We start from the raw sequence: 17,547 nt of genomic DNA, 5'->3' as shown, positions 1-17,547 counted from the left end.
AGGTTGCCCCCACGCCCAGACCTACTGGCGAGTAGTGTCGAGTTGTGACCGATGCTCTCCCGCTCGCCGCGGATCCCGACCTCGCATCGGGCGCGGGCGTCGTCGCCGCGGCTGCGGCCGCCGGCGTCGAGACGATGTTCACGCTATCCGGGGCCCACGTCTTCCCCCTCTACGACGCGGCCCACCGCGGACGCCACCGCCTGCGGATGGTGGACGTCCGGCATGAAGCAAGTGCGATCTTCGCCGCAGAGGCGGTCGGAAAGCTCACGCGCACACCGGGTTTCGCGGTCGTGACCGCCGGCCCCGGTGTGACCAATGCCCTGAGCCCCGTCACCCAGGCCCACTTCAGCGGCGCCCCGCTCGTCGTCTTTGGTGGTCGCGCGCCCGAGGCCGGCTGGGGCCGCGGCGCGCTCCAGGAGCTGGACCAGGCGCCCCTTTTCGCCACAGTGACCAAGGCGAGCGGCACCGCGCACACACCCCAGCATGTCGGCCCGTATGCCGCGGCCGCCTTCGCTGCGGCGGGCGCGGCGCACCGTGGCCCGGTCTTTCTCGACGCCGCAATCGACACCCTCTTCTCCCCCGTGCCGGTGCCGGGGACCCGGCCGGGCAACGACACCTCGCTGCCCCCCTCTGGCGAGTCACCGCGGCGGCCACCGCTCGACCCCGGCGCGATTGCGGCCATCGCCGCCCTGCTGGGGGACGCGGTGCACCCGGTGATCGTCCTCGGTAGCGACGTCTGGGCGGACGGCGCCGAAGTCGCGGCGCTCGAACTGGTCGACGAACTCGGCATACCGGCAATCACCAATGGAATGGGGCGCGGAGTGGTCCCCGCCGGGCACCCCGGCCTGGTCACCAAGGCGCGGCGGCCGGCGCTGCGGGATGCCGACCTGGTGATCGTCGTCGGCACGCCACTGGATTTCCGCCTCTCCTATGGCGCCTTCGGGACGCCCGCCGCTCCGGCGCGGGTGGTCCATATCGTCGACAGCCCCGACCAGCGGGCGACCAACCGTCCGCTGGACGCCTGCGCCGCGGGCGACCTCGCGGCGATCCTCACGGCGCTCACCGCGGCCGTCACCCCCCGCGCGCAGTGGACCGCGTGGCGCACCACGCTCGCCGACCACGTCGCCCGAGCCGACGCCGCCGATGCCAAGCTGCTGTGCGCCGACGGCGACCTGATCCACCCCGCCCGCATTTACGGCGAGCTGCTCCCCCGGCTGTCCGCGGACACGGTCGTCATCGGCGATGGCGGCGACTTCGTCTCGTGGGCGGGCAAATTCGTCGAGCCGACGCGCCCCGGACGGTGGCTCGACCCCGGCCCCTTCGGCTGCCTCGGCGCCGGGCTGGGCGCGGCCATCGGCGCGCGCTGCGCCGACCCAGACAACCCCGTCGTCCTGCTGCTCGGCGACGGCGCGGCGGGCATGTCGTTGATGGATGTCGACACCCTGGTGCGCCACGATCTGCCGGTCGTCATGATCGTGGGCAACAACTCGGCCTGGGGGCTCGAACGCGGGCCGATGCGCGCGCTCTACGGCTACGACATCCTGGCGGACCTGGCGCCCGACACCCGCTACGACCGCGTCGTCACCGCCCTCGGCGGGGCCGGCGAGATGATCACCGACGCCGCTGCGCTGGGGCCCGCGATCGACCGGGCACTCGCGGCCGGCGTGCCCTACCTGCTCAATGTCGTCACCGACCCGGACGCCGTCTACCCCCGCGCGACCACGGGTCTGTGAGTCGTAGCGACCCAGTGTGAGGGTGGCCACGGACGGAGTAAACCCGGTCGCGACGCCCGATCGGGGCAAGGCAGAATCAGGCCTCATGCGTCAGGTGCGACAGAGCTCGAAGCTGCAGAACGTCCGGTATGACGTGCGGGGTCCCATCCTCGTCGAGGCCCAGCGCCTCGAGGCCGAGGGCCACCGCATCCTCAAGCTCAATATCGGCAACCCCGCCCCCTTCGGCTTCGAGGCCCCCGACGCGATCCTGCAGGACATGATCCACAACCTGCCGATGGCGCAGGGCTATAGCGACTCCCGCGGGATCTACTCGGCGCGCACCGCCGTCGCCAGCTTCTATCAAAGCGAAGGCATGCGCGATGTCGATGTCGACGACGTCTTCATCGGCAACGGGGTCTCGGAGATGATCTCGCTCGTCCTGCAGGCCATGGTCGACAATGGCGACGAGATCCTCGTGCCCGCGCCGGACTACCCGCTGTGGACCGGAGCGGTGACCCTGTCCGGCGGCACCCCGGTGCACTACCTGTGCGACGAGGACAACGGCTGGATGCCCGATCTGGCCGACATCGAAGCCAAGATCACGCCCGCGACCAAGGCGCTGGTCATCATCAACCCCAACAACCCGACCGGGGCGGTCTACAGCAAGAAGATGGTCGCCGACCTCGTCGACATCGCGCGGCGCCACGAACTGGTGCTGATGGCCGATGAGATCTACGAGAAGATCCTCTACGGCGACGCGGTCCACCATCATGCCGCGCTGGCGGCCGGCGACGATGTGCTGTGCCTGACGTTCAGCGGCCTGTCCAAGGCCTACCGCGTCGCTGGTTTCCGCTCGGGCTGGGCGGTCGTCACCGGCCCCCGCGAGCGCGCGAGCGACTTCCTCGAAGGCTTGACGTTGCTGGCCAATATGCGAATGTGCGCCAACGTCCCGGCGCAACATGCGATCCAGACGGCCCTCGGGGGCTACCAATCGATCACCGAGTTGATCCTCCCCGGCGGCCGGCTGCTCGAGCAGCGGGACACGGCATACAAGCTGCTCAACGCGATCCCCGGCGTCAGTTGCGTCGAGCCCAAGGGCGCGCTCTACTGCTTCCCCAAGGTCGACACCGAGATGTACGCCATCGATGACGACGAAAAGTTCGTCATCGAGTTGCTGCGCGCCAAGAAGTTGCTGGTCACGCACGGGACCGGCTTCAACTGGCCGACCCCGGACCACTTCCGCCTGGTGATCTTGCCCAGCGTCGAGGACTTGACCGACGCGATCGAGCGGATCGCCTCCTTCCTGGAGGCTCGCCGGGTCGCCTGACCTGCGCATTGCCCGGACCACGCGCGCAACGCGTCTAGACTTGCGCGGTCATGTCCAGTCATTACGGCCCCGCGTCTCGCCCCGTTCGCCGGAACGGGAAGTGGCTGCTGGCTGCGCTCTGCGTTGCGGCCGCAGCCGTGCTCGCCCTGCTGTGGCCTTCCATCGACGACTGGGTCACGGGGCCCGATGACGGCGGGCCGCTGTCCGCGGTCGAGATGACCATCGCCGTCCCCACGGCCGCTCAGCTCAAGGCCTGCCCGGCCGATATCGACGTCACCGCACTCGATCGGGCGACGACCGCGGTGGCCGCGACCCTCGACAACACCACCGGCCCGAGCGCCACCTTCGTGGCCGACCACTGGTTCCGAGGCGGGCCGGCCGACCGGGTGATCATCAAGGCCAGCACGGGGGCCGAACTCGCCAAGGCACTCGCCGCGGCCAAGCTCGATGCCGGTCGCGTCCTGATCGCCTCGCGCTCCGGCGAGGTGCTGATGTGCGGCGAATCCGGCCCGTATGCCGCACAGCTCGGCACCCGCTACGTGCAGGCCTTCGAGCAGAGCAAGTAGCCCCTACTTCAGTGCTGCCGAACTGAGCCCCAGCAGGCGGCGAGCGACGACCAGCAGCTGGATCTGCTGGGTGCCCTCGAAGATGTCCAGGATCTTGCTGTCGCGCGCCCACTTCTCCAGCAACTCGGTCTCGGCGTACCCGGCCGGCCCGCACAGCTCCACGCACGCGAGCGCGATCTCCACGCACGCTCGCCCCGCCTTGGCCTTGGCCATCGACGCCTGCATCGAGTTGGGCCGGCCGTTGTCGGCCATCCACGCAGCGCGCAAGGTCAGCAGATAGGCGGCTTCGTACTCGGCTTCGAGTTGGATCAGACGGGCCGCGGCGGCGGACTGTCCGAGAGCCGCCCGGTCGAGGTCGGGAACGACGCCCGCGTCGGCGAGGAGCTCCGTGGTCCGATCGAGGCACGCACGAGCCAACCCCACAGCCATACCGGCGACGAGCGGGCGGGTGTTGTCGAAGGTCTGCATGGCGCCAGCGAAGCCGGCCTCGGGCAGGATCTCGGGCGACCCCAGCAGGGCGCTCGCGGGCACCCGGCAGTTGTCCAGGTGGAACGCCGCGGTGTCAGAGCTACGGATGCCGAGCTTGTGCTCCAATCGCACGAGCTTCAGGCCGGGGTTGCTCCGCTCGACCACGAAGGACTTGATCGCGCGGCGCCCGAGGGAGCGATCCAGGCTCGCCCAGACGACCACGACGTCGGCTCGCTCGCCCGCGGTGACGAAGATCTTCTCGCCATTGAGGACACAATCTTCGCCGTCGCGGACGGCCGTCGTATGGATCGCCGCCGCATCCGATCCCGCATCGGCCTCGGTGATCGCCATCGCCGCCCACTTCTTGCCGTACGCTGCCGGCTGCTGAGCCGTGCCCACCGCGGCGATCGCCGCATTGCCCAGGCCCTGACGTGGCAGTGACAGCAACAGGCCGACGTCGCCGCGGCACAACTCCATGGTGCCCAGGACTGAGGCGACGTGGGTGCCGGTGCGCCTCGGGGCGTCGCCCTCCGGGCCCGTGGGCGCCCGGGTGCTGCTGCCCGTCGACCCGTGCCCGCCGGCGTCTCCGACGCCATTGATCAGGGCCCCGACGAGGTCGAGTTCCTTGGGATAGGTGTGCTCCGCGCGGTCGTATTTGCGTGAGATCGGCCGGATCAGCTCATCCGCCATGGCCGCGGCCTGGGCGAGCAAAGGGCGGACCGACCGGGGAATCTCGGGATTGATCATGGTTCGTCTCCGTCAGAGCGACAGCACGCCGTCGAGCACGCCGGCCGCGCGCAGGTCGCGATACCAGCGCTCATGCGGGAATTCCGTGGTGAAGCCGTGCCCGCCGAGCATCTGGACCCCATCGGAGCCGATCCGGGTAGCGTGCCGGGCGGTGAGGGCGCGGGCATACGCGATCTGCGGGGCGGCGTCGGCATCGCGATCAAGGCGGGCCGCGGCCCGCCAGACCACCAGGCGCAAGGCATCGGTCTCGATCGCCATGTCGGCCACGGTGAAGGCGACGGATTGCCGGTGGGCGACCGGTTCACCGAAGGCCACGCGGTCCTTGACGTAGGCTGCCGTCTCGTCGAGGACGGCATGGCAGGTGCCGACCGCGGCCGCCGACCAGGCGAGCCGGGCGCGCCGCACGGCCTCCAGCGCGTCGGTCTCAGTCCCGAGCAGCCGATCGGTGGGGATGGACACGTCCACGTGCAGTTGCCCGGTGGCGGCGGCGCGCAGACCCATGGCCGGATCGTCCACGACCTGAACACCCGGGTCGGCTGCCTCGACGATGACGAGTTGCGGGCGACCGTCGAGGCGGGCCAGGACGAGGAAGAGGCGGGCGTCCGTGGCCAGCGGCACGAGGGACTTGACTCCCACGACGTGCACCTCGTCGCCGTTCCGGGTTGCCGTTGTTGCCGGGTCGAGAACGTCGGCCAACGCGCGAGGCTCGCTCATGGCGAGGGCCGCGATGGCGGGCGCCTCGCCGACGAATTCGGGCAGGTAGGTCGCCTGCTGATCGGCGGTGCCGTAGGCGGCGATGGCATTGGCGACCGCGGCGGGCGCGAGGAGCGCAACGGCGATGGAGAGATCGGCATACGCCAATTGCTCGAGGACCAGGGCGGCGGTGACGGCGGAACGTTCGGTGGCGAGGCCACCGAGCTCTTCCGGTATGCCGATCAGGTGCAGCCCGAGTTCGCCTGCAGCGGAGCGAATGTCATCGGGCAGGCGGCGATCACGGTCGGCCCTTGCGGCAGCGGGACGAAGGATGTCACCGGCGAACGTGCGGACGGCGTCGAGGATGTCCTGCTGGTCCTGCGTGGGCGTCAGATCGAAGTCGGCGTAGGCCTTGCCCGGAGCCGGCCGGGCCGGGTCCGCGCCGCCTTGCCGGCGACGGAAGCCGCGCACGGCCGACTCGGCCTCGGCGACCCCCTTCGCGCCGCGGTAGAGCGCCTTCTCCATCAGGCGACGGCCGCCGATCCGGTCGAGAGCCGGCGAGGCTGCTGCGCCGGCCAGCGCACGCAGGCCGCTGCGCAATGGGTCGCGACTGCTGACCTTGGGTGCGGTTGTGCTCATCGCCTGCTCTCCCTCGTCGAGTCGACTGACCGGGACTCCGGGTACCGGACATTCTGTTCAAAGGTTACTCGCAGGGAACATGCGTCAAGGCGCCGAGGAGGCACGGATTCGCGTCGACGGGACCGAGCGGCTAAGATTTCCCCTCGTGCGTCGGCGACCCCGACGCGCGTTGCGCCCGTAGCTCAACGGATAGAGCATCTGACTACGGATCAGAAGGTTAGGGGTTCGAATCCCTTCGGGCGCGCACTGTTGAGACAGTAGGACAGGCCCCGGCCAGCGGCAACGCGGTCGGGGCCTTGCTCTGTCCGGACTCCGGACGGCTCGCGAAGGGCCTCTAGGCCCCAAAATGGGCTCCAGAATTCGCCGCCGGGTCTCCAGTCGCACGGGGCGACACTGGGGTCGTGAGCACGAATGGTCGGGTCGCAGGCGTCCCCCAAGAGGGGTCCGGTCCGCTTAAGGGGTGCATGAACACCTCGTCGCAGACCCCGCCCACCCTCCTCCTCAACCTCAACGAGGTCGCCGCCCAGCTGCGCTGGACCCGGCGTAGCGTCGAGCGGCAGATCGCCTGCCGACGCCTGCGCGCCATCCACCTCGGCCGCTCCGTCCGGGTCGAGCGCACCGAGATCGACCGGTTCGTCGCTTCCCTGCGGGACGTGGATGCGGGGTAGGCCACGCGAGTCAGCGTCCGCCAGCGCCACCTCCCGGTACCAGGGCTCTGACGGGCGCTGGCACGCGCGCATCACCGTGGGCCGGCGCCTCGACGGCGAGCGCGACCGACGGCACATCACCCGCAAGAGCAAGCGCGAGCTCGATGCTGCGATCCGCGAGCTCGAGAACGCCCGCGACTCCGGTCAGCAGCCTTGGCTGGTCGAGAACGTCACGGTGGAGGCGTGGGTCGAGCACTGGCTCGACGAGATCCTCCCGCTCGCAATGCGCTGGAAGACGCGCTCCGCGTACGCCAGTCATATGCGGGTCCGTGATCCCGTTCATCGGGTCGGCCCGCCTCACGGACCTGCGCCCGGAGACCCTCGAGCGGCTCTACCGCGAGCTCCTCGACCAGGACAGCTCCACCCACGTTGTCCACGGCGTCCACCGGACCCTGCGCTCCTGCCTTTCCGAAGCGGTTCGGCGGCAGCGGATCCTGAGGGGGCAGTGGGCGCCGCGCTTGTTGCCGCACACCGGCACCTTGCGCGTTCGCGGGCTGCACCCGTGCATCCACGTACGGCGCTGGAGGGCGCGTTTGACGCGGAGGATCCCGGCGTCGAGATCAATGTCGCTCCAGAGCAGGCCGAGCGCCTCGCATTGGCGGAGCCCGAGTGAAAGAGCCACCGACCACCGGGCGCCGTTGAACTGCCCTTGAGCGGCGGTGAGGATGGCGCGGCACTCCTCGACCGTGAGCGGCTCGATCTCGCTCCTCTCGACGCGCGGCGGTCGGGCGAGCGCGGCCGGGTTGGTGGGTGAGGTTGAGGAGCTCCGCACTGGCCGCGAGGTCGCTCGGCGGTGCGGCCAGGGCGTCGGCCCAGTTGCCGTGGGCCGTCTGCAGCAGGATGTTCGCTCCGGCAGCGGTGAGCCACGGGCCCACCCAGTTGCGGGGGTCGTGCCGGACTGCCAGGAAGCCTGCCGCGAACGGGACACCCGACGCGAGCACGGCACCCCCGACGATCCAGGCGCCGTCCGGATCGCCGAGGTCGCGCACCGCAACGACGGTCAGCACCACCAGCACGACCGAGACCGCCCACAGCAGGTGGGTGACGCGTCGCGGCCACGGCATGGCTCAGGCTAGAGCGGCCCTCGAGCTGACGTCATCCGTACTCGCACGGACGGCAGGTCCGGTACTACCGCCGACGACGCGCCGGTTCCCCCGACCCCACCGTGGAGGTCCCAACCAGACCACTCCACAGGAGCCTCCCGTGACCACGACCCGTCACACCCCGACCCACACCGAGACCTCGCCCGACACCGCGCCGCGCGACCTGCGCCGCACCTGGCGGTGGCTCGCCGCAGCCGCCCTCGTCCTTGGGCCCCTGGGCGTCACCGCCATCCGTGCCGTGATGCCCTACTGGACCGACGACACCCCCGCCGAGATGGTCGCTGGGTTCGCTGCCAAACCGGGAGCCGGGGCGCTGATGAACTGGCTCTCCCTCGTCACCACCCCGTTCCTCCTCCTCAGCGCGCTCGCGATGGGGTTCGTCGCCCGACGCCGTGCCCCCGTCATCGCGTCCTGGGGGACAGCCGTCCTCTTCGGCGCCTATGCCCTCGGCAGCGCCGTCAGCGCCCCCGACGTCCTGACCTCCGCGCTCCTTGGCCGCGGCGACGACCAGGCCTCGGCGGCCGGGACCGCAGCCCTACTCATGGATCACCCCCCGATGCTCGCGGGCGCGCTGTCCTTCGTCATCGGCCACCTCGTCGGCATGGTGCTCGTCGCCATCGCCGTCGTCAGGGCCAAGGTCGTCCCCTGGTGGGTCGGGCTCGTCATCGCCGTGGCCCAGCCCGTACACGTCGTCTCTGCCGTCGTCGTCCCGAACCGTCTGCTCGACGTCGTCCTCGGCTGGGGCGCCACCACCGTCGGCTACGCGCTCGTCGCCGGCGCCGTCCTCCGGACGGCGGACGAGGAGTGGGACCTCCAGCCGCAACCACGGTGAGGAGCCCCCGCGTGGGCCCCAAAATGGGCCCCAAAACTCATTCGCAGTCTCGATTCCGTAACGATGCGCCTCGACGCGACGGGACGTGTCCTACCCGCTCTGACCAGTGGAAACGTCAGATCTCGGGTCGCGTCCGGTCGATGCGCGTCGGGGCGTTTCAGGGCCGGAATGGGCCTACGGATCAGAAGGGTTAGGGGTTCAATCCCTTCGGGCGCGCTTCGTTCCTCGCGTCGCCCGATGGGGCCCACCTTCGTGACGCGCGCGAGAAATCGCAGATCAGAGACAGTCCACGCCCCGGGGATGCCCGGGGCCCTTCGCTTTTGGTAGCCATTGAGGTAGCCATCTCCAGTCCGCACCAGGCACGGTCAGGGCATGCCCTACCCCCGCCGCCGCGCCACCAGGTTCTTCCCGAGCTCGTCGGGACGGCAGTTATCCGGCAGACACCGGAGCAGCTCACGGGCCGGACGCAGGCTGCCGCGCGCCGTGCACTCGATCAGGCGGGCGTGCCCTTGCGCGGCCGCGGCGCGCCGGTCGTTTCGCGCCAGGTGGCAGGAGTTCGATTCTCGTCAAGATCGTTCCGTCTGTGGGGTGTAGGAAGTTTCGCCCCGCCCGGCCGCCGGAGCCGAGAGTAGGCCCCAGCTTGCCGCGCGCACGCACACCGCCATGCAGCACTGCCTGTCGACCTCATAGCTACCGATCAGTAACTCTTTGGATAACGATCCGATAACAAGCGCGCGTTGCCCTTGCTGACGGCTATATCCGCAGTTCGCGGGCATGGCATACCCTTCCCGCGGATCCCCATTCACGACCATTGCCGTCCGTGGGTGACGGACACCCGACCGCCAGCCCCCCACTCGGCGTACGGGACCACCGGCCACCGAGCCGACGGGTCACGCGGCCGAGCGCCCCCCCGGAGTCGCCATGCCCTCGTTGTCCGTCTGCCTGTATCCCCTCGGAGCCCCCTCGCGACGACCCGGCCGGCGGCGCCCGGCACGCCGCGCACGACGCCTGACCGGGGTCCTGGTGCTCCTGGCCGCACTCCTGATGATGACGGGCGGCCCCAGCTCTGCCGCGTGGTCCGCCGACGACGGCCTCGGGGCGACGGGGCTTCTGGACTCCCCGCCCACCGCGCCGACCAATGTCGGTGCGACTCCGGGCGTGCTCGGCGTGACCGTGTCCTGGACTGCCGCCACCGATGATGTGGCCGTCCACCACTACCAGGTGACGCTCGCCGGGCAGACCAAGCAGCCCACGGGCACCTCGACCTGGATCGGCGGCCTGACCCCGAGCACCACCTACACGGCAACGGTCGTCGCGGTGGACACCGCGGGCAACTTCTCCCCCGCCGTCCCGGTCACCTTCACGACGCTGGCCGCGAGTGAGACCCAGCCCCCGACCGCCCCCACCGGCCTGACCGCGAGCCCCACGACGACCAGCGTCACCCTGACCTGGATCGCGAGCACCGACAATGTCAAGGTCGCCGGCTATGTCGTCACCGTCGGGTCCTTCACCCGGTCGGTGAGCGGCACCTCCGCGACCGTCACGGGTTTGACCCCCAAGACGGCCTATCTCGCCAAGGTGATCGCCAAGGACGCCGCCGGCAACACCTCCCCCGCCGCGCAGGTCCCCTTCACCACGCTCACCCCGGCTGACACGACCGCGCCCACCGCGCCGGCCGGCCTGGTCGCCACCCCCGGCACCGACCGCGTCAGCCTCACCTGGACCGCCAGCACCGACAACGTCGGCGTCACGGCATACGTGGTCACCGTCGGTGCCACCTCGACCACTGTCACGACGCCGGTCGCCACCATCACCGGCCTGACCCCCAAGACCGCCTACACCGCGAGCGTCGTCGCCAAGGACGCCGCCGGCAACACCTCCCCCGCCGCGCAGGCCCCCTTCACCACCCTCGCGCTCCCCACCGGCCCGAGCCTGTATGTCAGCCCGGCCGGTCTGGATACCAATCCCGGCACCGCGACGGCACCCCTGAAGACCATTCAGGCGGCCGTGGACAAGGCCACGCCCGGCACTGCGATCCGCCTCTACGCCGGGACTTATGACAGCGCCAAGACCATCAAGATCCGCACCTCGGGCACGCTCGCGGCCCCGATCACCATCACCCCGGCCGGCAATGGACCGGTCCTGGTCACCCACGCGGTCACCCCGATGGCGTGCACCAACAGTCGCCCCGCGCCCGATCGCACCTTCAGCTTCCAGGACGGGGCCGACAACTGGGCGATCGAGGGGCTGAGCATCCACAACGGCATCTGGATCGCCGGCAAGCGCTCCAACAACGCCTACAACTGGCTGACGAACTATGTCAACGCCGGCAACTGGTCCGCGCGCCGCGCCGCTCCCGGCCACGGCGTCCAGGACGCCGCGGCCGCTCGCACCAACCTGGTGCCCTTCCTGCGGACCGTGACCGGGTATGCCGATCTCGACCCGGCCGAGAACATCACCATCCGCAACAACCTCATCACCGGCCGCGGCATCTATGGCGCCCTGACCAGCTATGGCGTGATCACCGGTAACACCATCCGGGACATTCCTTGCGGCATCGGCCCGGGCATCTGGCTGATGACCTTCAGCAATGGTTGGGTGATCTCTCGCAATGACGTCTCGGATATCGCGATCTCGGCGGCCGCGCACTTCATGCAGGAAGGCATCCGCCTCGGCAGCGCCGCCGACTACAACGAGGTCACGGGCAACACCGTGCACGACCTGCCCGGCGACGGCCGCGGCATCAACACCGATGTCGACGGCAGCTGGAACTACATCCACCACAACACCGTGACCAATGTCGCTATCGGCTACAACGACCAGATGTCCGGGTGGGGCAACCGCTGGGAGTACAACACGGTCTCCGGCTACCGCACCTACGGCTTCGGCTTCCGGCTCATGGACGCCTCACTGACGATGCCCTCCCTGGCCAGCAGCACCAAGGCCTCCATCGTGCGCTGCAATCGCACCATGGGTGCCGTCGGGAACGCCAAGGCTCTCGGTGTCGGCGGCATGATGGCGACCACCTTCTCCGGCAACGACATGCCTCGCATCTGGATCAGCAAGAACGCGAAGGTCTACTGGAGCGGCGTCGGCAACTCCTGGAACGGCAGCACCGCCTTGCCCCCGGAGTACCCCTCCTTCGTCGGCACCGGCTGCTGACCCGGGCGCTGATGATCCGGGCGCGCCGAAACGGCGCGGACGGGGCCTTACCGGAGGCGAGACAACGGCATACGGGCAGCTTGTGACCATTCCAACAGGCGGGTAACCGCTTTCATGTGCGGCCTGTCAAATTCCCGGCGTAGCGTTGAAGGCCAGGGCCTTCGCGGGCCGCAGCGGATGGAGGACAGCGATGACAACAAGCGGGACCACCAATGCCGAGTTGCAGGCGTGGGTCGACGACGTGGCCGCGCTCACGACACCTGACCGGGTCGTCTGGGTGACCGGGACCGAGGAGGAGCGCGACGAACTCAACGCCGCCCTTGTCGCTTCCGGCACCTTCGTCAAACTCGACGAGGCCAAAAAGCCGAACTCCTACTGGGCCGCGAGCGACCCGAGTGATGTCGCCCGCGTCGAGGACCGGACCTTCATTGCTTCCGAGAAGCGGGAGGACGCCGGGCCGACCAACAACTGGATGGCGCCGGCCGAGCTCAAAGCGATCATGACCGACCTCTATAAGGGGTGCATGACCGGCCGCACCATGTATGTCATTCCCTTCGTCATGGGTCACCTCGAGGCGGACGTGCCGATGTACGGCGTCGAGATCACCGACTCGGCCTACGTCGTGGTGAGCATGCGGATCATGGCCCGGATCGGCACCCCGGTGCTGCGCGCCATGGAGGAGCGGCAGGCCGGCTTCGTCAAGGGCCTGCACTCGGTCGGCTACCCGCTGACCGACGGCAAGGCCGACGTGAAGTGGCCGTGCAGCGACACCAAGTACATCGCCCACTTCCCCGAGACCCGCGAAATCTGGTCCTACGGAAGCGGTTACGGCGGCAACGCCCTCCTGGGCAAGAAGTGCTACGCCCTGCGCATCGCCTCGGCGATGGCACGCGACGAGGGCTGGATGGCCGAGCACATGCTCATCCTCAAACTCACCTCGCCCGAAGGCCGCGACCACTACATCGCGGGTGCCTTCCCCAGCGCGTGCGGCAAGACCAATCTCGCCATGATCGACCCGACGCTGGCGGGCTGGAGCGCCGAGATGGTCGGCGACGACATCGCCTGGATGCGCTTCGGCAAGGACGGCCGCCTGTATGCCGTCAACCCCGAGTTCGGGCTCTTCGGCGTCGCGCCGGGCACCGGTGACAAGACCAACCCCAACGCCATGCGCACCGTGGAGAAGGGCAACTCGATCTTCACCAATGTCGCCCTCACCGATGACGGCGACGTCTGGTGGGAGGGCATGACCGATGAGGCGCCTGCGCACCTGACCGACTGGAAGGGCCGCGACTGGACGCCGGGCAATGGCGAACTGTCCAGCCACCCCAACAGCCGCTTCTGCACCCCGGCCAAGCAGTGCCCGATGATGGCTCCCGAATACGACGAGCCCAATGGCGTGCCGATCGACGCGATTCTCTTCGGCGGCCGCCGCAAGACGACCGTGCCGCTGGTCTACGAGACCCGCGACTGGAACCACGGCGTCTTCGTCGGCGCAACCCTCTCATCCGAGACCACCGCCGCTGCCACCGGCGCCGTCGGTGTGGTGCGCCGCGACCCGATGGCCATGCTGCCCTTCATCGGCTACAACGCCGGGGACTACATGGGCCACTGGCTCGAGATCGGCAAGCAGGCCGACGCCTCCAAGCTGCCGCGGATCTACCAGGTCAACTGGTTCCGCCGCGACAAGGAGGACGGCTCCTTCCTGTGGCCGGGCTTCGGCGACAACGCGCGCGTCCTGAAGTGGATCGTCGAGCGGCTCGACGGCACGGCCGAAGCGATCGACACCCCGGTCGGGCTCGTCCCGGCCCCCGAGGCGATCGACACCACGGGTCTCGACATGAGCGTCGAGCAGGTCGCCAAGGCGCTCGAGGTCGACGCCGCCGAGTGGCAGGCCGAGGTGGCGCTGATCGATGAGTGGTTCGCCAAGATCGGCGACACCCTCCCCTCGCAGCTCAAGGACGAACTCGCGACGCTCAAGGCGCACCTGGACGCCTGAGTCTCCCCGCGGCATACGCGACTGGGGTGGCCCCGCCGAGAGAATCGGCGGGGCCACCCGACGTTGCGGACGCTACGGAAGCGGCACAGAGGGCTCATAGACTTCTCACAGGATCGGCATGCCCAAGGCACAAGGAAGGCCGCTTTGATGAGACCTATGAACAGTGCGCCTTCCGCCTCGCCCAAGCTGCAGCGCCTCGACGGCACCCCGGTGCGCGTCCTCGTCGTCGACGACGAGAGCAATCTGACCGAGTTGCTCGCGATGGCCTTGCGGTATGAGGGCTGGGAGGTCCGCGCTGCCGGCACCGGCATCGAGGCGGTCAAGGCCGCCCGCGACTTCCAGCCCGACGCCGTTGTGCTGGACATGATGCTGCCGGACTTCGACGGCTTGGAGGTCCTGCGGCGGATGCGCGCCGACAACTCCAATGTGCCCGTTCTCTTTCTGACCGCCCGCGATGCGGTGGAGGATCGAGTGGCGGGACTGACCGCCGGCGGCGATGACTATGTGACCAAGCCCTTCAGCCTCGAGGAGGTCGTCGCCCGGTTGCGCGCGCTGATGCGGCGGACCGCTGTGGTGGCCGACGAGTCGTCCTCGATCCTGGTCGTCGGCGACCTGACGATGGACGAGGACAGCCACGAGGTGGCCCGCGCCGGCTCCCAGATCACATTGACCGCAACGGAATTCGAGCTCTTGCGCTACCTGATGCGCAACCCCAAGCGCGTGCTCTCCAAGGCCCAGATCCTCGACCGCGTCTGGAATTACGACTTCGGTGGCCAGGCCAATGTCGTCGAGCTCTACATCTCCTACCTGCGCAAGAAGGTCGACGCCGGCCGCACCCCGATGATCCACACCATGCGCGGCGTGGGTTACGTCCTCAAGCCTGCGGAGTAGCCCGTATGCCGTCCGCCCCCGCCCGCGTGCGGTCGCCTCGATCGTGGACTCTCCGGAGCAAGATCGTGGCGTCGATGATCGCGCTCTTCCTCACCATCAGCATCGGCACGGGAACCATGCTCGTGCTGGCCACGCGAAACTACCTCGGCCACCAACTCGACGACGACCTCCGTCAGGCGTCGGCCCGGCTCGACTCCGGGCCAGGACGCGGGCCCGGCGGGCTCGACCCGGACGGCGACCACCACGGACCGCTGACAGGCGCCGGCGGCACCGCCTTGCGGTTGGCCGTCAAGGACGGCGCCGTCGTGCGCGACTACCAGGGCTATCCGATCAACACGGTCCCCTCAGGTGACACGACAACCGCCCTGACGAGCACCCAGATCACGCTGTTGACCGGCGCAGCCACCGGGAGCAAACCCGTCACCGTGGATCTGGGCGACGGCCTCGGCTCCTACCGCGTGGTGACCGCCCAGCAGAGCGGCGCGACCGTCTACACGGGCTTGTCGACCTCGGGCATCACCCAGACCACCAACCAACTCCTTGGGCTCGTCATCGCCACCAGCCTTCTCGGCCTGGTGCTGGTCGGCACCGGCGGGACCTATGTGGTGCGGCGCAATCTCGAGCCCCTGTCGCGCGTTGCGGCAACTGCGCGACGCGTCTCTCATCTGTCACTGGACTCCGGTGATGTCGCTGTCGCAGAGCGGGTTTCGGCGCGGGACACGGACCCGAACACCGAGGTCGGCCAGGTCGGTCTTGCCCTGAACAGCATGCTCGACAATGTCGATGGCGCGCTGCGGGCACGCCAGGAGTCGGAGACGCGCGTGCGCCAATTCGTCGCGGACGCCTCGCACGAGTTGCGCACCCCACTCGCCTCCATCCGCGGGTATGCCGAGTTGTCGCGCAAGGAACCGCAGGCCGTCCCGGGGACGGTCACCCACGCACTCGGGCGGATCGAGTCCGAATCCTTGCGGATGCAGGGGCTCGTCGAGGACTTGCTGCTCCTCGCCCGCCTGGACGCGGGGCGTCCCCTCGATCACGACCCGGTCGACCTGACCCTCATGGCCATCGACGCGGTCAGCGACGCGCGCGCTGCCGCGCCCGGCCACATCTGGGAGTTGGACCTGCCGGACGAGCCCGTCGAGATCACCGGCGACGCCGCTCGCCTGCATCAGGTGCTCGCCAATCTGTTGGCGAACGCACGCACCCATACGCCCCCGGGGACGCGGGTGACGACGATGATTCGTCCGGGATCGCCAGAGGACCCGGCACGCTCCGATGTGATCACGCTGGCCGTTCGCGACGATGGCCCGGGAATCCCGCAAAGCTTGCAGCGCAACGTCTTTGAGCGCTTCACCCGAGGCGACGAGGCACGCAACCGCGCGTCCGGAAGCACCGGCCTCGGCCTGTCGATCGTGGCGGCGGTGACGAGCGCCCACGCCGGCCGAGTCGGTGTGCGGTCCCAACCGGGCGAGACAACCTTCCTGGTCGAGTTGCCCGTGGCCGGCTGACCGAACCGGGGGGCGCCGAGCGCTGGGAGCCACAGTGCGCGCGCATTAACGCCCGTCGATGCGCGTTGGCGCACGAGCCCGTCCCAGCCCCGCGGCGAGCTTGCGGCCGGCCGATAGGTCCATCACAGCGTCCCCACAGGATGCGCGTCGAGGGTCGCCGGGTGGAGATCGTCACCTTTGCGTCCGCCTCGGAGTCGACCATTGCCGGTGAACGCACCGAGGACCGGCCCGCCCCTGACCTGCCCGCAACACCGCCGAGCCAGGGGGCGCCACCGCCGTCGAGTGCGGCCGGACGCCGGCCTCGGATCCCCTGGCGCCAGGGCGACGACCCACGCTGGGCGCGCCCGGCGCTCGCCCTCCTCCTGCTCGCCACGGCGGCCGCCTATCTGACAAATCTCACCGCCAGCGGCTATGCCAACTCCTTCTATTCGGCTGCGGCACAGGCCGGTTCGCAGAGTTGGTCGGCCTTCTTCTTCGGCAGCTTCGACGCAGCGAATGCGATCACTGTCGACAAACCACCCGCCGCGCTGTGGGCCATGGGCCTCTCGGTGCGGATATTCGGGCTCAACTCCTTTGCCCTCCTCTTCCCGCAGGTGTTGATGGGCGTGGCCACGGTGGCGGTCGTCCATGCCACGGTGAAGCGTTCCTTCGGCGCAGCTGCCGGCCTGCTCGCCGGGACGATCCTCGCGCTGACGCCGGTGGCAGTCCTGATGTTCCGGTTCAACAATCCCGACGCGCTGTTGACTCTGCTGATGGCGCTCGGCGCGTGGGCCACCCTGCGAGCGGTCGAGAGCGGCTCGGTCCGATGGATGACCCTGGCCGGCGTCTTGATCGGTTTCGGGTTCCTGACCAAGACCCTGCAAGTCCTGCTCGTGGTCCCCTTCTTCGGGATCGCCTATGTCTTCCTGGCCGACACCACGCTGCGACGCCGGATAGTTGGGGCACTCGCCGGGGTCGGCGCGATGCTCGTATCGGCCGGCTGGTGGGTAGCCATCGTCGAGCTCCTGCCCGCGGATAAGCGGCCCTATGTCGGCGGGAGCCAGACCAACTCCTTCCTCGAGTTGACCTTCGGCTACAACGGTCTTGGGCGATTAAGAGATCGCGCGGATAGGTCAGGGTCGTCGGGTGGGTCGGGTGTCCCAGCGGTGGGTCGTCCAGGCTCGGCGGAGCAGGCTTCGGGTGATGATGACCGCGTT

At 69.3% G+C, this 17,547-nt stretch carries 13 protein-coding genes, 1 tRNA gene and 1 pseudogene; 11 read left to right on the top strand and 4 right to left on the bottom strand.

The window, feature by feature from the left end; all coding sequences use genetic code 11:
• Positions 1–44 precede the first annotated feature (44 nt).
• The 3 genes from ABD209_RS17280 to ABD209_RS17270 all read left to right on the top strand — a co-directional run bounded on the left by ABD209_RS17280 (position 45) and on the right by ABD209_RS17270 (position 3,605).
• Positions 45–1,733, top strand: a complete 1,689-nt coding sequence (locus tag ABD209_RS17280) for an acetolactate synthase (protein ID WP_344068596.1) — start codon at positions 45–47, stop codon at positions 1,731–1,733.
• Between the two features lie 85 nt (positions 1,734–1,818).
• A complete protein-coding gene (locus ABD209_RS17275; RefSeq protein WP_344068591.1) occupies positions 1,819–3,039 on the top strand; it encodes a pyridoxal phosphate-dependent aminotransferase in 1,221 nt (406 codons plus the stop codon).
• 50 nt (positions 3,040–3,089) lie between these two features.
• Positions 3,090–3,605: a hypothetical protein gene (locus ABD209_RS17270; protein ID WP_324386257.1), complete on the top strand. Its 516-nt coding sequence runs from the start codon at positions 3,090–3,092 to the stop codon at positions 3,603–3,605.
• Positions 3,606–3,608: 3 nt separating this feature from the next.
• On the opposite strand, the gene ABD209_RS17265 is transcribed toward ABD209_RS17270, so the two are convergent.
• Both ABD209_RS17265 and ABD209_RS17260 read right to left on the bottom strand, forming a co-directional pair.
• Entirely contained in the window at positions 3,609–4,820 is a 1,212-nt protein-coding gene (locus ABD209_RS17265) for an acyl-CoA dehydrogenase family protein (protein ID WP_344068588.1), read from the bottom strand.
• Positions 4,821–4,832: 12 nt separating this feature from the next.
• Positions 4,833–6,152: an acyl-CoA dehydrogenase family protein gene (locus tag ABD209_RS17260; RefSeq protein WP_344068585.1), complete on the bottom strand. Its 1,320-nt coding sequence runs from the start codon at positions 6,150–6,152 to the stop codon at positions 4,833–4,835.
• A 171-nt stretch (positions 6,153–6,323) separates the two neighbouring features.
• Here ABD209_RS17260 and ABD209_RS17255 point away from each other — a divergent pair.
• Together ABD209_RS17255 and ABD209_RS17250 are read left to right on the top strand one after the other, a co-directional pair.
• Positions 6,324–6,396: transfer RNA gene (locus ABD209_RS17255), tRNA-Arg, on the top strand.
• A gap of 157 nt (positions 6,397–6,553) precedes the next feature.
• Positions 6,554–6,820: an excisionase family DNA-binding protein gene (locus ABD209_RS17250; protein ID WP_344068582.1), complete on the top strand. Its 267-nt coding sequence runs from the start codon at positions 6,554–6,556 to the stop codon at positions 6,818–6,820.
• A 10-nt stretch (positions 6,821–6,830) separates the two neighbouring features.
• Here ABD209_RS17250 and ABD209_RS17245 read toward each other — a convergent pair whose 3' ends face one another.
• Together ABD209_RS17245 and ABD209_RS17240 are read right to left on the bottom strand one after the other, a co-directional pair.
• Positions 6,831–7,055: a hypothetical protein gene (locus ABD209_RS17245; RefSeq protein WP_344068579.1), complete on the bottom strand. Its 225-nt coding sequence runs from the start codon at positions 7,053–7,055 to the stop codon at positions 6,831–6,833.
• Between the two features lie 364 nt (positions 7,056–7,419).
• A complete protein-coding gene (locus tag ABD209_RS17240) occupies positions 7,420–7,923 on the bottom strand; it encodes a hypothetical protein (protein ID WP_344068576.1) in 504 nt (167 codons plus the stop codon).
• 139 nt (positions 7,924–8,062) lie between these two features.
• Between ABD209_RS17240 and ABD209_RS17235 the strand changes: the two genes are divergently transcribed.
• The 6 genes and pseudogenes from ABD209_RS17235 to ABD209_RS17210 all read left to right on the top strand — a co-directional run.
• The gene (locus ABD209_RS17235; protein ID WP_344068574.1) at positions 8,063–8,794 is read left to right on the top strand and encodes a hypothetical protein; all 732 of its coding nucleotides are present in this window, start codon (positions 8,063–8,065) and stop codon (positions 8,792–8,794) included.
• A 921-nt stretch (positions 8,795–9,715) separates the two neighbouring features.
• Positions 9,716–11,956, top strand: a complete 2,241-nt coding sequence (locus tag ABD209_RS17230; protein ID WP_344068571.1) for a fibronectin type III domain-containing protein — start codon at positions 9,716–9,718, stop codon at positions 11,954–11,956.
• A 190-nt stretch (positions 11,957–12,146) separates the two neighbouring features.
• On the top strand, positions 12,147–13,952 hold the full coding sequence (locus tag ABD209_RS17225; protein WP_344068570.1) for a phosphoenolpyruvate carboxykinase (GTP): 1,806 nt from the start codon (positions 12,147–12,149) through the stop codon (positions 13,950–13,952).
• 156 nt (positions 13,953–14,108) lie between these two features.
• Positions 14,109–14,843, top strand: coding sequence for a response regulator transcription factor (locus ABD209_RS17220; RefSeq protein ID WP_324387588.1), 735 nt, complete (start codon positions 14,109–14,111; stop codon positions 14,841–14,843).
• Between the two features lie 74 nt (positions 14,844–14,917).
• Positions 14,918–16,351: a sensor histidine kinase gene (locus tag ABD209_RS17215; RefSeq protein WP_344068663.1), complete on the top strand. Its 1,434-nt coding sequence runs from the start codon at positions 14,918–14,920 to the stop codon at positions 16,349–16,351.
• A gap of 140 nt (positions 16,352–16,491) precedes the next feature.
• Positions 16,492–17,316, top strand: a pseudogene (locus tag ABD209_RS17210) (glycosyltransferase family 39 protein); the annotation flags it as partial.
• Between the last annotated feature and the right edge of the window lie 231 nt (positions 17,317–17,547).

Source organism: Nostocoides vanveenii, from assembly GCF_039531165.1.
Taxonomy (GTDB): domain Bacteria; phylum Actinomycetota; class Actinomycetes; order Actinomycetales; family Dermatophilaceae; genus Nostocoides_A; species Nostocoides_A vanveenii.
Note: the sequence above shows the minus strand (reverse complement) of the source record. Positions and strands in the feature narration are given on the sequence as shown.

What these genes read in the sequence shown, in the direction of transcription:
- ABD209_RS17265 (WP_344068588.1), bottom strand. Translation starts at nt 4,820, where the DNA reads ATGATCAATCCCGAGATTCCCCGGTCGGTCCGCCCTTTGCTCGCCCAG.
- ABD209_RS17215 (WP_344068663.1), top strand. Translation starts at nt 14,918, where the DNA reads ATGATCGCGCTCTTCCTCACCATCAGCATCGGCACGGGAACCATGCTC.
- ABD209_RS17275 (WP_344068591.1), top strand. Translation starts at nt 1,819, where the DNA reads ATGCGTCAGGTGCGACAGAGCTCGAAGCTGCAGAACGTCCGGTATGAC.
- ABD209_RS17220 (WP_324387588.1), top strand. Translation starts at nt 14,109, where the DNA reads ATGAACAGTGCGCCTTCCGCCTCGCCCAAGCTGCAGCGCCTCGACGGC.
- ABD209_RS17230 (WP_344068571.1), top strand. Translation starts at nt 9,716, where the DNA reads ATGCCCTCGTTGTCCGTCTGCCTGTATCCCCTCGGAGCCCCCTCGCGA.
- ABD209_RS17270 (WP_324386257.1), top strand. Translation starts at nt 3,090, where the DNA reads ATGTCCAGTCATTACGGCCCCGCGTCTCGCCCCGTTCGCCGGAACGGG.
- ABD209_RS17225 (WP_344068570.1), top strand. Translation starts at nt 12,147, where the DNA reads ATGACAACAAGCGGGACCACCAATGCCGAGTTGCAGGCGTGGGTCGAC.
- ABD209_RS17260 (WP_344068585.1), bottom strand. Translation starts at nt 6,152, where the DNA reads ATGAGCACAACCGCACCCAAGGTCAGCAGTCGCGACCCATTGCGCAGC.
- ABD209_RS17240 (WP_344068576.1), bottom strand. Translation starts at nt 7,923, where the DNA reads ATGCCGTGGCCGCGACGCGTCACCCACCTGCTGTGGGCGGTCTCGGTC.